Here is a 14,825-nt window from a genome sequence, read left to right on the forward strand (position 1 = left end):
GCGCTCAGGAGAACATCTCGATCCTGAGGCCGGTCGTCTTTTCCGATTCCTCGGGCGAAAAGGGCCGCAGATTCTGGCCGAAAGTCCAGACATGCCCTTCCGGATCGCGCGCGCGATAGGTACGGTCGCCATAGAATTGATCGGCCGGCTCCTCTTCGATCACGGCCCCGGCGGTACGCGCCAGCGCGCAATGGGCGTCGATATCGCTGTCGATGTTGACGTGGACCGTCTGGCTGTTCTTGCCGCCGATGCTCGCCGGGCTGGCGGTATAGTCGGCCCATTCGCTGCCGATCATGATATAGCCATTGCCGAAGGTCATCTGGGCATGAACCATCTTGTTGTCAGGATCAGTGATGAGCATCGCGGGCTCGAAGCCGAAGGCCTTTTCGAGCCAGGCGAAGGCAGCCACCGGATCGCGATAGAAGATGGCGGAGGCGAGTGAGGCGCGGTCCATGGCGGGCATCCTTCACGAATCGATCAATATTTAACGTTATACGAAAATATATTCCCCTGCGTCAATCCGGCAACGAGGCGTCCAGGTGGTGTGGAGAGAGTGCAGATGCGTATCATGCTTGCCATGCTGCTGGCGTCCATCGCGATGCCGGCGCCGGCTGAGGATCGCGCGACGCTGGTCGGCCTCTACGACGGCCACCAGATGGAGATGGGCGCCCAGCTCAACCTCAGCGCCGACGGGCGGTTCGACTATGGTCTTGTCTATGGCGCGCTCGACGAGGCGGGGCAGGGGACGTGGGGGGTGAAGAATGGTCGCGTCCTGCTCACCAGCGACCCGGTCACGCCGCCGCGTTTCGTCTTCACCGGACAGAAACCCGCGCCTGCCGGTACGCTGCGCCTGTCGCTTGAGGCGCCAAAGGACGTGTCGCTCCAGTATTTCGACGCGGTTCTCACCTCGGCCAGGGGCGGAAACAAAGGCGGCCAATTGTCGGAAGATGGCCTGTCGTTGCCGCTCGACGCAACCGATCCGCCGATCAGCGTGCGGATGTTCCTGCCGATGTTCGAGGTGGCGGGCGATCCGGTGGCGATCGACCCGTCCAAAGGCTATTGGCTGAGCTTCCGCTTCGAGGCGAACGATATCGGCAAGGCCGATTTCCGCGGCACGGCGCTGACGATCGACAAGGGCGATCTGGTGTTCGAACGGTTCGGCCGCATCATCCGCTTCAGGCGCGTCGGCGGCTGATGCGGTTCAGGGCGTAGCGGGATCGCGTTGCACCGGCGAGGGCGCATCCTGCCAACCGCCGCCCAGCGCCTTGAACAGGCTGATCTGCGCATCCGATACCGCTGCGTCGGATTGCGCCAGCGCCGTGCGGGCATCGGCGCGGTCGCGTTCCGCCTGGATCAGCAACAGGAAGCTGTCGGCGCCATAGTCGAAGCGCAGACGGGAAAGCCGTGCAGCCTCGGTGCTTGCCTGTTCCGCACGCACCAGCGCGGCGTTGCGATCCAGGGCGCCGGCATAGCGGGCGAGCGCCTGCTCGACTTCCTTCAGCGCGGTCAGCACCGTTCCGTCGAAGCGGGCAAGCGATGCATCGGCGCCTGCCCTGGCCTGGCGGACACGCGCGCGGGCGACCGTCATGTTGGGGAAGTTCCAGGAAATCAGCGGGCCGAGTGACCAGGAAATGCCGGCCGGCTTGAAGATGTCCCCGGGTTTCCGTCCGCCGAAGCCGACCGAACCGAGCAGCTGGATCGAGGGAAAGAGATCGGCAACGGCGACGCCGACCCGGGCGGTATCGCCGGCCAGCGTGCGTTCAGCGGCGCGGACGTCGGGTCGGCGGGCAAGCAGGGCTGCGCCGTCGCCGACCGGGACGGTCACCGTCACCCGTGGCGGAGCAGTGCATTTGTCCGCATCGGCGTCGATCGCCTCGGGCGCGAGACCGGTCATCGTCGCCAGTGCATAGAGCGAGGCGCGGCGTTCGGCCTCGAAGGTCGGAATCTGCGCCTGCGTGTTGGCGAGCAGCACGTCGGCCCGCTCGACGTCGCTACGTGTTCCGCGCCCGGCGTCGAACAGGGTTCTGGTGAGGTCGAGCGTCTGTTGCTGCAGCTTCACCGTCTCCAGCGCGACCGTGCGTTGCGCCGCGTTCGAACAGGCCTGGGCGTAAGCGCGCGCCGTTTCCGCCGCTACCGAGACGCGCGCGGCGTCAAGCTGGGCGGCGGCTGCATCGGTGTCGCCGCGTGCCGCCTCGATCGCGCGGGTCACGCCGCCGAACAGGTCGATCTCATAGGAAGCGTCGAAGCCGAGGGAGTAGAAATCGGCCTCGAACGACTTGCCGGTGGGGCTGGTCACCGCCGGGGTGCGGCTGCGCGTCGCCTGAGCACTGAGGCTGGTGGTCGGCAAGCGCGCGCCGCGTTGCTCGGACAGGACGGCGCGGGCCCGGGCAAGGTTCGCCGCCGCCGTGCGGATATCGGTATTGTGCGCCAGCGCATCGGTGACGAGCCGGTCGAGGACAGGATCGGTATAGAGTTGCCACCAGTGATCCGGCAGCGGCGTCGCGGCGATGCTGCCGGCTCGGGCCGTCTCGGCAAAGCCGCCGGCCGCTACCGACGGCGTCGCCGGGCGGACATAATTCGGTCCGACGGTACAGGCGGAAAGGGCAAGGGCGATTGCCGTAGCCCCTGCTGTGATTCCCGGCAAACGGCGCATCATGCGGGCTCTCCCGCAGGGTCGGCGGGTGGCGCAGCCGGCTTTGCGCGCCGCACCTTGCTCGAAACCCAGTCGCCCAGCTTGCGGCTGATGACATAGAAACTTGGCGTGAACAGCAGGCCGAAGGTGGTGACGCCGATCATGCCGAAGAACACCGCGACGCCAAGCGCCTGACGCATCTCGGCGCCGGGGCCGGAACCGATCACCAGCGGCAGCACGCCGAGGATGAACGCGATCGAGGTCATCACGATTGGGCGCAGGCGCTGTTCGGCGGCATGCTCGGCGGCGGCATGCATCTCCATGCCGTTCTCCTCGTTCTGCCGCGCGAACTCGACGATCAGGATCGCGTTCTTCGCGGCGAGGCCGATCAGCACGACAAGACCGATCTGGGTGAGGATATTGTTGTCCCCGCCCATCAGGTTCACGCCCAGGATCGCCGCGAGCAGGCACATCGGCACGATCAGGATGACGGCAAGCGGCAGCACCACGCTTTCGTAATTCGCCGCGAGCAACAGGAAGACGAACAGCACGGCCAGGCCGAACACCAGTCCGGCGGTGTTGCCCGCCGCCTGTTGCTGGAAGGCGAGCTCGGTCCATTCGAAGCGCATGCCCTTGGGCAACGTCTCCTCGGCAAGCTTCGCCATGGTCGTCAGCGACTGGCCGGACGAGAAACCGCGCACCGTATCGCCCTGCAATTCGGCCGAGGGATAGAGATTGTACCGCACCACCCGATACGGCCCGCTGTCGTTCTTCAACGTCATCACCGCGTCGAGCGGGACCATCAGGCCCGCCGCCGAGCGCGTGCGCAGATGGCCGACATCGGATACCTGGTCGCGATACGGCGCATCAGCCTGAGCGGTCACGCGATAGGTGCGCCCGAGGAAGTTGAAGTCGTTGATATAGGTCGAGCCGAGATAGGTGCCGAGCGTCGAGAAGACATTCTCCACCGGCACGCCGAGCTGCTCCGCCCGCTCGCGATCGATATCGGCGAACAGGCGCGGGGTGCGCGTGTTGAAGGTGGTGAAGGCGCTGGTGATGCCCGGGGTCTGGTTCGCCTTCATCATCATCGCGAAGGCTGCACCCTCAAGCGCCTTGAGGCCGAGATTGGTACGATCCTCGATCAGCATCTTCCAGCCGCCGCCGGTGCCGATCCCGCGCACGGGCGGCGGCGGCACGACCAGGATGTTGCCGCCGTTGATCGCACCGAACTCGCGGCGCAGTTCGTTGGCGATGGCGTCGGCATGCGCGCGGTTCGCATGCGGCTTCAGCGGGATGAACATCGCGCCGGCATTGGGCGCGGTTGAGAAGGTCGCGCCGTCAAGGCCGGCAAAGGCGACGGTCGCCTGAGTCCCCTTGTTGGCCAGCGCGATCTTCGCCGCCTGGCTCATGATGCCGGTCGTCCGCTGGAGCGAGGCGCCCGGCGGAAGCTGGATGACCGCGATGAGATACCCCTGGTCCTGCGCCGGGATGAAGCCGGTCGGTGTCGCGTTGAAGCGCCAGCCCGCCAGCCCGATCAGGCCGAGATAGACGATGCCGACCAGCACCAGCGCCCGCACCGCGCGCGCGGTGAACCTGCCGAAGCGTTCGCCCAGCCGCTGGAAGCCGTGGTTGAAGCCGCGCGCGAACCGGCCGGGCCAGCCAAGCACGCCGGGCCGCGGCTCCGCCTCGTGCTTGGCCTTCAGCACGATCGCGGCAAGGGCCGGCGACAGCGTCAGCGAGACGAAGGCGGAGATCACCGCGGCCGACACGATCGTCAGCGCGAACTGCTTGTAGAATGCGCCGGAAATGCCGGGGATGAAGCTGGTCGGAATGAACACGCCGCACAGCACCAGCGCGATGGCGATCAGCGCGCCCGACACTTCGTCCATCGTCTCGTGCGCCGCCTGCCGGGGCGACAGGCCCTGTTCCTCCATCAGCCGTTCGATATTCTCGACCACGACGATCGCGTCGTCGACGACGATACCGACCGCCAGCACCATGCCGAACAGCGACAGGTTGTTGAGGCTGAAGCCGAACAAGGCGAGCATCGCCAGCGACCCGACCAGCGACACCGGCACCGCGATCAGCGGGATGATCGTCGCGCGCCAGCTCTGCAGGAACAGCAGCACGACCAGCGCGACCAAGACGATCGCCTCGATCAGCGTATGATACACCGCCTCGATCGACGCCTGGATATATTCGGTCGGGTTGTAGGGGATGCTGTACGCCATCCCCTGCGGAAAGCCCTTGGACGCCTCGGCGATATCAGCCTTGACCGCTTCTGCGGTGGTCAGCGCGTTGGATCCGGGCAACTGGGTGATCGCGATGCCGATCATCGGCTTTCCCGACAGGAAGGCATTGATGCCGTAATCCTGCGCACCGATTTCGACGCGGGCGACATCGCGCAGGCGAGTCAGCCGGCCCTGATCGTCGCGCTTGACGATGATTTCGCCGAACTGCTCCGGATTGGCGAGCCGGCCCTTCGCCTGGATGCCGAGCTGGAAGGCGGTGCCGCCCTGGTTGAACGGCGGTGCGCCGACCGATCCGACCGCGACCTGGGCATTTTGCGCGCGGATCGCGGCGACGATCTCGTCGACGGTCAGGTTGCGTGACGCGGCGCGATCGGGATCGATCCAGACGCGCATATTATAGTCGCGTCCGCCGAACGCGCGCACGCCGCCGACGCCGGGGATACGCGCCATGCGGTCGATGATCTGGGTCGTCGCATAGTTGGACACATATTGCTGGGGCAGCGACCCGTCGGGCGAGGTGAGCGCGATCACCATAAGGATGTCGGGCGAATTCTTCAGCACCGTCACGCCGACCTGGCGGACTTCGGCCGGCAGGCGCGGTTCGGCGGTGGAGACCCGGTTCTGCACCAGCACCTGCGCCTGGTCGACATTGACGCCTTGCTTGAACGTCACGGTGATCTGCAGCGATCCGTCGCCGGTCGCCGACGAGGACATGTAGAGCATGTTCTCGACGCCGTTGATCGATTCCTCGAGCGGTGCGGCGACGGTTTCGGCCAGGGTTTCGGCTGTCGCACCGGGATAGGTCGCGCTCACCACCACGGTCGGTGGCGCGATCTCGGGATATTGCGCCACGGGCAGGCCGGGATAGGCGACCAGCCCGAACACGACGATGAGGATTGACATGACCGCCGCGAAGATCGGTCGTTCGATGAAGAAATGGGGAAACTTCACCGGCTCAGTCCGCCGTCGCTTCGGCCGGCGGAGGTGCTGTGTCCGGTTGTGACGTCGGCGCCGTATCCGCTGCCTGCGGTTTCATCACGACTTTCTTCGCCGTCACCGCCGCGCCGGGCTGCAAGGTCGTGATGCCTTCGATCACCACCTCGTCCGTCGGGGCGAGGCCGGTCTTGATGACGCGCAGGCCCTCGACCTGGGGGCCCGTTTCAACCGGCCGCGGCGATGCCTTGCCGTCCTTGCCGACGACATAGACGAGCTTCCGTGTCTGGTCGGTGATGATCGCCTCGTCCGGCACCAGCATCGCCTTGTAGGTGCCGGAGCCAAGCAGGCGCGCACGGCCGAACATGCCCGGCGTCAGGAAACCATCGGGATTGGGAACCACCGCATGGGCGCGGATCGTGCCCGAATTGGTGTCGATCGCATTGTCGAGGAATTCCATGCGCCCGCGCCAGCGATAGCCGCTTTCGTCGGCAAGCTGGATCTCGACCGGATTGGGCGTGCTGCGGGACGAGCCGCGCTCGCCCTTGCGGTCCTGGCGGAGATATTTGAGATAGAAGCTCTCTGCGCCCTCGAACGAGAACCAGATCGGGTCAGTCGAGACGACGCGGGTCAGCACCGTCTGGCCCTCGGTCGCGAAATTGCCCTTCGACACACGGCGGTCGGAAACCAGTCCAGTGATCGGTGAGCGGACGGTGGTGAAGCCGAGGTTCAGCCGCGCGTTGCTGACATTGGCCTGTCCCGCTGCAAGGTCGGCCGCGGCGCTGCGGACATTGGCCTGCTTCGTCTCATATTCCTCCTTGCTGATCGCCAGGGCGGCAAGCAGCTTGTCGGCGCGGGCCAGCTCGGATCGGGCGTTGATCAGCGCGGCGTTCGCCTTGGCGACCTGCGCCTGGGCCTGGCCGAGGGCAGCTGCATAAGGGCGCGGATCGATGATGAAGAGCGCCTCGCCGGCCCGGACGTGCTGCCCGTTGGCGAACAGGATCCGGTCGATCGCGCCGGAGACGCGCGGACGAAGCTCGACATCCTGGATCGCCTCGAACCGACCGACATATTCGTCCCAGTCGATCACGTCGCGTTGCAGCGGCACGGCGACCGTCACCTGCGGTTTGGGAGGAGCGGGCGGCTTGCCGCCGCCGGAACAGGCGGCCAGGGCAAGCGCGGCAACGGAGATCAGGGAAGCGGCGGGCCAGCGGAAGGCAATCGGCATCGGTGGCTCATCCCCTTAACGGCCAGCGCTTTTTCCGGGCATCCCCCAAATGATCCTGGGTCTCCCGCCCGGCGTGCATTCCAGGTGGAAGTGCGAACATTGCGAGTCATTTGCAAGGGTGATCCAACCGGCCTGACCAGCAGTTCATCTCTAACATATTTTAAAGAAAAGAGAACTTTCTTTCTACTTTGTTGCTGCCGAGATTGGCTCTTCCTCCAGCTCGCCAAGCGCCGGCACAGTGAAGCTGAACACCGCGCCGCCCTCCGGCCGGTTGGTGGCGACGAGCGTGCCGCCATGCGCCTCGACGATCCGGCGCGAGATGGACAGGCCGATGCCCATCGACGGGCCGCCCTTGGTGGTGGCGAAACGCGAATAGAGACGGTCGGCCATCTCCTTGGGCAGGCCGGGGCCGCTGTCGCAGACGGATATCTCGACCATGTCCTCCATCATTCGCGAGCCGATGATGATCTCCCGCGCGCCGTCGACCTGCCCGCGCAATGCATCGACCGCGTTGCGCAGCAGGTTGACCAGTACCTGCTGGATCTGGATTCGATCGGCGAAGATGGTGTCTGCCGCCGGGTCCAGGGCATAGGTCAGCTGGATATCGAACTGGGCGGTGCCGAACAGCACCAGCTCGACAGCCTCGCGGACGACGGTTTCGAGGGATTCGACGCGCATTTCACCTTCATGCTTGGCCAGGAAGTCGCGCAGCCGGCGGATGATCTCCCCGGACCGCAGGGTCTGCTCCTCGCCGAGGCGGAGGAGGTCGGCGATTCGCCCGCTATCCTCGCCGCGCTCGATCAGGATGCGCGCGGTGGCGAGGAAATTGGCGGTGGCGCTGAGCGGCTGGTTGAGCTCGTGCGCCAGGTCGGCGGCGAGCTCGCTCATCGCGTTCTGGCGGGAGATGTGCGCCAGTTCCGAATTGAGGTCGCTCATGCGCTGCTCGGCGGCGAGCCGGTCGGATACGTCGCGGATCACGCCAGTGAAGATATGTTCCCTGCCCAGTATCGCCTCCCCGATATTGACCTCGATCGGGAACAGGGTCCCATCGGCGCGGCGTGCGGTCAGCTCCCGCGTCGCCCCGATCACATGGCGCTCGCCGCTCTTCAGATAGCGCGCGATCGACGCGTCATGCCCCGCGGCGATGGCATCCGGCATCAGGAACTGCACATTGCTGCCGATCGCGGTGGCCGCGTCGATCCCGAACATCCGCTCGGCGGCGGGGCTGAAGCTGCGGATGATGCCCGTGGAATCGATCATCACCGTCGCATCCGGGATCGTCTCGATGATCGACTGGAGCTGCGATGTCGCTTCACGCTCGTCCCGCTCGGTCACATCGGCATTGGCGCCGATCACCGTATCGAGCTGGCCTTCCGCATCGTAGAAGCAGCGCGCCGACCCTTCGATCGTGCGCACCACGCCATTGGCCTGGCGGAAACGGTATCTGAAGCTGACGCGCTCATCCCGATTGGTGACGGCGCGTTGCATCGTCTCCATCACCCCCTGGGCATCGTCGGGATCGACAAAGGCATACCATTGGTCGAAGGTCGCCAGCCCGCCGGTGGGCAGGCCAAGACGCTGTTCCGATCCGGGCGACCATTCAAGCCGGCCGCTTTTGACGTCCCATTGGGATACGCCAAGCTGATGCGCCTCGGCTGCCGCGGCGAGCCGGCTCTCGCTCAGCCTCAGCGCGCTTTCGGTATGCACGCGCTCCGAGATGTCGAGCATCCTGAGCACCAGCAGCGGCTCGCGATCCGGTCGTTCGTGGATCCGGGTGCTTTCAAGCACGCTGATCTCGCTGCCGTCGCGCCGCCGCTCGATCAGCTCCCGCTCGGCCGACCCCGTTGGCCGGGGTGGCCCGACCTGGCAGTCCCTGCCGTGACGCGAGTGCAGCAGCTCGTATTTCTTGCGGCCGATCGCTTCCTCCGCCGGCCAGCCATAAAGCTGCTCGCAGCCGCGCGACCAATAGGTGATCTCGCCGTCCGCCCGGGTCAGCGCGATCGCCGCGACGTCAAGCGCCAGCGAAACCTCATTGAGCTCCTCCTGCTGGCGCCTGAAGCGATCGGCCGACAGCCAGAGCAGGAAGCCGAGGATCGCCACATTGCCCAGCATCGCCAGCAACTCGGTCTCCGGCAGCGCGACCGGTCCGCCCGCCGCGGCCCATCGGGCGGCGAGGGTGGGTATGACCGGCAAGGCGATGACCAGTGGCAGGATCAGCCAGTAGAGCAGGCCGCGCGTGCGGTCCGGTGAAAGCAGCACGGTCCAGCCGGCATCAGGGCGCCAGAGCAGGAACGCGGTTGCGAGCGTTACGGTAATCAGGCTGCCGGGCAGCGGCGCGACGAACATATGCAGGATCGTCGCCTCTTTTCCCGGACCGACGAAGAGCAGGAGCAGGGTGGAGGTGACGCCGAAGCAGAAGGCGGCGGAAGCGAACAGATTGGCCAGTTCCGCCCAGGCCTGGTTCCGCCGCCCGGCGACAAGCAGCGCCAGGCCGAGAAAGCCGAAGGTGGCGATCGAGTTCGCGACCGGGCGGCCGGGATAGACCCCGCCAAACTGGCTGACCTGCCCCGGGAAGAGCAGCTGGTCGATGCCCGGCGCGACGCCGGCGACATTCTCCACCAGCACGCAGGCGGCGATGAGGATAGGGACGGCGAGCAGGAAGCGGGCCGCCCGGTGCTGCGCCATCGTTGCCCAGAAACCGGCCGCCAGAAAGATGTAGCCGACCGCCGATAGCGGCCACATCGGATAGCCGGTGACGCCGAAACTCTGGAGATGGGGGGCATCGAACACCCATCCGGCAAATGGTATGCCGCTGAACAATCCTGCTGCGACGATAAGAGTAAGAACAATCTTCCGTTCCGTGGACCCACCGTGCCCTGGACGTACACGCGATTGCTGTTGCAACCTTTTCGCAGCTCCTCAACCCGGAAGAACGCCCCCCGGGAAGTTAACACAGGTCAGGGGGGCAGGCGAGATTGGCGCGCAGCCATGGCCCGACGATCTGAACCGATATGGTTGTTCTTCGTGTATGGCTTAGCTGAGCGGATTGCTCTTCGACTCGTCGAAAGAAAATGAAGAAAAAATTAGGCATATCGTGCCGGAGACGCCCGAAATTGCCTTATTCACTCTGAATCGGTTGCATTTTGGTTTGAGGCGTGCGCCGTTTCTCTGTCAGCATACGCGCGGCGGCGTATCGCCGTGGCGCCAGCCGGGGGGAGGGCGGGATGACGGGCAGCGAGCCGCGTTACGGGGCTTTTCTCAGCTATAGCCACAAGGATGCGGGGGCCGCGCGCTGGTTGCATCGACGCCTCGAATCCTATCGTATTCCGCGCCGTCTCGCCAGGACCGGCACCGCCGGCACGGCGGTACCCAAACGGCTTGGTCAGATCTTTCGCGACCGTGAGGAACTCGCCGCCGGCCATGATCTGAGCGAGGGGGTGCGCGCGGCGCTCGCGCGGTCGGACGCGCTGGTCGTGCTCTGCTCGCCCGATGCCGCGGCGTCGATCTGGGTCGGACGGGAGATTGCGGCCTTTCGCGATCTCAATCCCGGCAAGCCGGTTTTCGCCGCGATCATCCGAGGCGATCCGGCTGATTGTTTCCCTGAAACGTTGCGAGCCGGGGCGGACGGCGCCGAGCTTGAACCGCTCGCCGCGGATCTACGGCCGGACGGCGACGGCCGCCGCCTCGGTCTGCTGAAGCTCGTCGCGGGGCTTGCCGGCATCGGTCTCGACGCACTTGTCCAGCGCGACGCGCAACGCCGTATTCGCCGCGTGATGGCCGTCACGCTCGCCGCGGCAGTCGCGGTGGTAGCCATGGCGGTGTTGACGATCTTCGCGCTCTCTGCCCGTGCGGAGGCGGATCGCCAGCGCAAGGAAGCCGAGGGACTGGTGGAATTCATGCTGACTGATCTGCGCGACAGGCTGAAGGGAGTGGGGCGGCTAGACGTCCTCACCGCCGTCAATCGCCGCGCGCTCGATCATTACCGTCAGCAGGATCTGGCGGCGCTTCTGGCGGATTCGCTGGAACGCCGCGCGCGCATCCTACACGCGATGGGCGAGGACGACGAACGGCGCGGGGATTTCGCACGAGCGCTCGCACAATTCCATGAGGCAGCGCGCACCACCGCCGCCCTGCTGGCGAGCGCGCCGAATGATCCGCAGCGAATCTTCGCGCAGGCGCAAAGCGAATTCTGGATCGCTTCGGTCGATTATGAGCGTGGCAATCTGGCGCGGGCGAAGGCGGGGTTCGATCGCTATCGGGCGCTGGCGGAACATCTGGTCGCGATCGACCGGCGCAATCCGGACTGGCTGAAGGAAGCGGGCTATGCCGAGGGCAATCTCTGCTCGATCGCCCTGAAGCAGCCGCGGGATGTCCATGCGGCGCTTCACGCTTGCACCGCTGCGCTCGCCTGGATGGAGGCCGCCGCTCGGCGGACGGGCGACCCTTACGCGATGATCAAGGATCTGGCGAACCGCCATGCCTGGATGGCGGACGCCTATCGCGCCGCTGGCGATTGGCCGAACGCGGTGCGCCATCGGGACAGTGAGCTCGCCTTGCTCGATCGCCAGCTTGCGCGCGATCCGGCGAACGTCAAATTCCGCGCGGCGCGTCTCTGGTCGCTGCGTGGCCGGGCCAAGATCGATCTGGATACCGGTCGGACCGATGCCGCACGCGAGCGGCTGACTGCGGTGCTCGGACAGCTCGATGCACTCATCCGCCTCGACCCGGCAAATATCGAGTGGCGGCAGGTTCGGACTCAGATCGTGAACGAAATCGACGACAGCCGCGCGCAAACCTTGAAGGAGTAAAGACGATGGCAACAAAACCCCTCTGCAACATGAGCACCTTCAAGCCCGATAGATATTTTAAGCAGCACGAACTGAGTCGCGTCGGACCGATCTCCTATGATTACGAAGTGACGCGCTCTTTCCTCATCAGCGCGGAAACCACCACGACGGCAGGTCCGCTGGATGATCTTACCCTATCGATCTACCCTTTCGAGGAGTCTGTTCCGGATGTGGGGACGCCTCATACGGCAGATACGACGTGGCAGGCCGTCTTGCAGCACGTCCTGAATTCGAAGCCATTTATCGGGGCTACGTCGCTTGATTTCTCGCTCGCCGTCAGGTCACGCGTGATCTTGTCGCTTGCGGGAAAGTTCTGGCGATTCTCTAACACTATGGCCCCGATGACGACCAAGTTCGATTTGGGCACGCAATATTTCGATCTGCAGCGACATAAGCTGGACGGGAATGGTAACGCGGTCGAGGCCGGCCCGACGGATGATTGCCGATGCATCTCCTTTTTCGCCGATCAGCCCTGTCCCTCTGGCCTGAGCATCGCTCACGGGTTCAGTCTGAACATCGAACTGGTCAAGGGCGGCGAGGTCCTTTTGCCGATGACAATCGATCCGGATATCGAGAACAAGGGCGGCGATTGATTCCTTTTCCGGGTCTCTTCGCCAGATCGGCGCCGCGGAAGGCGCGTGTAGCTTCATGGAATGCCGATGCCAGTTGACAAGCAGGTCCTGCTCTCGATCATCACGAATGCCCGCGCCGGGGCCCTGGATCACGCTCGGTTTCTCTTCGAACAGGCTGGCTTGGCCGCCATAGTCGACGATGCCGCCGTGCTGAGCATAAAGGGCCGCCTGCTCAAGGATATGGCCGGGCGCACGGCGGGCACGGCGCGGCTCCAGCTCTATGCCGACGCGGCCCAGGCCTATCGCCAGGCGGCGGATGCCGGTGGCGGCACCTATCCGCTGATCAATGCGGCAACGCTCTCGCTGCTCTGCGGCGCGGAAGCGACGTCGCGAATGCTCGCCGGGGAAGCGCTCGCGCGCGTCGCCGCACATCCCGACGAACCCGAAACCCCCTATTACCGCGCCGCCACGCGCGCCGAGGCACTGGTCCTGCTCGGCCGGAAGGAAGAGGCGCAGGCTGCGCTTGGGGAGGCGGTTGCGCTCGCACCACTGGCCTGGGAGGATCACGCATCGACGCTCCGCCAGTTCGCGATCATCCTCGATGCGCTGGGGCAGAACCCGGCCTGGCTCGACATTCTCCGGCCGCCACGTTCGCTTCACTTCGGCGGACACATGGCCTTCCGAGCGCATTCCGGGGCGACCGCGCTCACGCACGATGTGGCGGCGGCGCTGGGGGATGAGCGGATCGGCTTCGGCTATGGTGCCCTGGCCGCGGGCGCTGACATCATCATTGCCGAGGCGTTGCTCGATCGCGGTGCCGCGCTGCACGTCATTCTGCCCGGCGGGATAGCGGGGTTCGCCGCGCTGTCGGTCGATCCGTGGGGATCGGAATGGCGCCGCCGCTTCGACGCGGCGCTCGCCCGAGCCGAGACAGTGCGGACGGTGGAACCCCGGACACTGCCTGACGAGACGATGATCGCGCTCGCCGATGAGATCGCCATGGGCAGTGCACTGGCCAACGCGCGTTTGCTGGCGAGCGAAGCAGTGCAGTTGCTGGTCCTTGCCGATGATGGGGAGAGTCCGGTCGATAGCGCATCGGGTCGGGCGCGGACGGCCTGGTCGCGTGCGGGCCATCGTCAGAAGATTCTGCTTGCGCCGCGCGAAATCGTCGACGGGCCTTCTGCTGCCGAGGTAGCTTCCCGTTATCGTACGGCTCTGCTTGCGATCCGCGCGCCCGGTTCCGGAGAAGGGCGCCTTGCGGCTATCAAGGCGGCCCTCGATCGCTGCCCGACACCCGACGTTGCAGCCACCTTCACCGGAAACGAGGTTGTCCTCGCCTATGACGATCTCGCTCTCGCGGTTCAGGCCGCGCTGATCGTGAAGGGGGAAACACTGCGCATCAGTGGCCATTATGGCATCGCCGATAGGGTGGATGATCCCTTTGCCGGATCGCTGCGCCTGATTGGCCGGGCGGTCGATCTCGCCTGTGCCGCTGCGGCGTCCGCACCCGCGGGAACGATCTGCGTGACCGACGACTTCGCGTCCGCGCTTGCGATCATCGCACCGGATGCCGCCCGCGTCGAATATGTCGGCGAACTCGCCAGCCCCGCCGGAGAATCGCCGGTCGGTTTGTTCGCGCTCAGGTCATCCGACCGGGCCCAGTCATAGGATCATCTCCTCCAGCCGTTGTGGCGCCACCACGGTAAGGCCGTCGCCGTCGCGGCGGATGATGCCGCGGCGTTCCAGCGCGTTGATCGTGCGCGACGCCGTCTCGCGCGTGGTCGCGACGCGCAGCGCGAGGTCGGCGATCACCGGTGCCGGCCGGATCGTCATCGCTGCACCGCTCCGTGCCTGGCGCAGCAATTCGGCATGGACGCGGCCGACCGCCGACAGGGCGGTGCGTTCGTACATGCGCTCGGTCGTCTGGCGCAGCCGCTGCAACAGCATTCGGGATAGTGCGAGACCGATACAGCCATAACGCTGGGCCAGCAGGGCGAGATCGCCCGAATCGAGCGTCAGTGCCCGTACCTCGTCCACCGCTACGACATCCGCATCCTGGCGCACGGCTTCGGCTTCGCCTAGCGCGCCGAACAGGTCGCCCGGCGCGAATTCGTGGAGCAGCACCAATTGCCCCTCGGCGGCATAGAGCAGGGCCTGGGCGCGCCCGACCAGCAGCAGGAAGGTCAGCGCCAGCCAGTCGCCCTGCCGCAGGATGATCGCCGTCCGCGCATAGGAGCGGAGGCGGCCGCGATCGGTCACCTGCTCGGCGACGTCGGCCGGACAGGCAAAGACCCTGCTCACGAATATCCTGGTCTCTTCGAGCTGCACCGCGCATTCCCCCGGGGCGTTACCGCCATGAGA

Annotated in this window: 10 protein-coding genes; 4 read left to right on the forward strand and 6 right to left on the reverse strand. The window is 65.8% G+C overall.

Annotated features, from left to right (window positions below; genetic code table 11):
- Positions 1-4: 4 nt before the first annotated feature.
- Positions 5-454, reverse strand: coding sequence for a VOC family protein (locus NDN01_RS24760; RefSeq protein WP_272624878.1), 450 nt, complete (start codon positions 452-454; stop codon positions 5-7).
- Positions 455-559: 105 nt separating this feature from the next.
- Here NDN01_RS24760 and NDN01_RS24765 point away from each other — a divergent pair, with 105 nt between their 5' ends.
- Positions 560-1,195, forward strand: coding sequence for a hypothetical protein (locus NDN01_RS24765; RefSeq protein WP_272624879.1), 636 nt, complete (start codon positions 560-562; stop codon positions 1,193-1,195).
- Positions 1,196-1,201: 6 nt separating this feature from the next.
- Here the strand turns inward: NDN01_RS24765 and NDN01_RS24770 are convergent, their stop codons facing one another.
- From NDN01_RS24770 to NDN01_RS24785, 4 genes are all read right to left on the reverse strand, one after another.
- Entirely contained in the window at positions 1,202-2,656 is a 1,455-nt protein-coding gene (locus NDN01_RS24770; RefSeq protein WP_272624880.1) for an efflux transporter outer membrane subunit, read from the reverse strand.
- A complete protein-coding gene (locus NDN01_RS24775) occupies positions 2,653-5,835 on the reverse strand; it encodes an efflux RND transporter permease subunit (protein WP_272624881.1) in 3,183 nt (1,060 codons plus the stop codon). The genes NDN01_RS24770 and NDN01_RS24775 overlap by 4 nt, the downstream gene beginning before the upstream one ends.
- 4 nt (positions 5,836-5,839) lie before the next feature.
- Positions 5,840-7,045 carry an efflux RND transporter periplasmic adaptor subunit gene (locus NDN01_RS24780; RefSeq protein ID WP_272624882.1) on the reverse strand — a complete coding sequence of 402 codons (1,206 nt, stop codon included), beginning with the start codon at positions 7,043-7,045 and terminating at the stop codon, positions 5,840-5,842.
- A 183-nt stretch (positions 7,046-7,228) separates the two neighbouring features.
- On the reverse strand, positions 7,229-9,835 hold the full coding sequence (locus NDN01_RS24785) for a PAS domain-containing sensor histidine kinase (RefSeq protein WP_272624883.1): 2,607 nt from the start codon (positions 9,833-9,835) through the stop codon (positions 7,229-7,231).
- A 434-nt stretch (positions 9,836-10,269) separates the two neighbouring features.
- On the opposite strand from NDN01_RS24785, the gene NDN01_RS24790 reads away from it, so the two are divergent.
- The 3 genes from NDN01_RS24790 to NDN01_RS24800 all read left to right on the forward strand — a co-directional run bounded on the left by NDN01_RS24790 (position 10,270) and on the right by NDN01_RS24800 (position 14,132).
- Positions 10,270-11,853, forward strand: a complete 1,584-nt coding sequence (locus tag NDN01_RS24790; protein ID WP_272624884.1) for a toll/interleukin-1 receptor domain-containing protein — start codon at positions 10,270-10,272, stop codon at positions 11,851-11,853.
- 5 nt (positions 11,854-11,858) lie between these two features.
- Complete coding sequence (locus NDN01_RS24795) at positions 11,859-12,485, forward strand: nucleotide synthetase (protein ID WP_272624885.1); 627 nt, start codon at positions 11,859-11,861, stop codon at positions 12,483-12,485.
- A gap of 66 nt (positions 12,486-12,551) precedes the next feature.
- On the forward strand, positions 12,552-14,132 hold the full coding sequence (locus tag NDN01_RS24800; RefSeq protein WP_272624886.1) for a tetratricopeptide repeat-containing protein: 1,581 nt from the start codon (positions 12,552-12,554) through the stop codon (positions 14,130-14,132).
- On the opposite strand, the gene NDN01_RS24805 is transcribed toward NDN01_RS24800, so the two are convergent.
- Positions 14,127-14,765, reverse strand: coding sequence for a Crp/Fnr family transcriptional regulator (locus NDN01_RS24805; RefSeq protein WP_272624887.1), 639 nt, complete (start codon positions 14,763-14,765; stop codon positions 14,127-14,129). The genes NDN01_RS24800 and NDN01_RS24805 overlap by 6 nt on opposite strands.
- Between the last annotated feature and the right edge of the window lie 60 nt (positions 14,766-14,825).

The organism is Sphingomonas sp. QA11 (assembly GCF_028473665.1).
GTDB classification, from domain to species: Bacteria; Pseudomonadota; Alphaproteobacteria; order Sphingomonadales; family Sphingomonadaceae; genus Sphingomonas; species Sphingomonas phytovorans.

Excerpts from the sequence above, each read along its gene's own strand:
- NDN01_RS24760 (WP_272624878.1), bottom strand. The coding sequence starts at position 454 with ATGGACCGCGCCTCACTCGCCTCCGCCATCTTCTATCGCGATCCGGTG.
- NDN01_RS24765 (WP_272624879.1), top strand. The coding sequence starts at position 560 with ATGCGTATCATGCTTGCCATGCTGCTGGCGTCCATCGCGATGCCGGCG.
- NDN01_RS24770 (WP_272624880.1), bottom strand. The coding sequence starts at position 2,656 with ATGATGCGCCGTTTGCCGGGAATCACAGCAGGGGCTACGGCAATCGCC.
- NDN01_RS24780 (WP_272624882.1), bottom strand. The coding sequence starts at position 7,045 with ATGCCGATTGCCTTCCGCTGGCCCGCCGCTTCCCTGATCTCCGTTGCC.
- NDN01_RS24790 (WP_272624884.1), top strand. The coding sequence starts at position 10,270 with ATGACGGGCAGCGAGCCGCGTTACGGGGCTTTTCTCAGCTATAGCCAC.
- NDN01_RS24795 (WP_272624885.1), top strand. The coding sequence starts at position 11,859 with ATGGCAACAAAACCCCTCTGCAACATGAGCACCTTCAAGCCCGATAGA.
- NDN01_RS24800 (WP_272624886.1), top strand. The coding sequence starts at position 12,552 with ATGCCAGTTGACAAGCAGGTCCTGCTCTCGATCATCACGAATGCCCGC.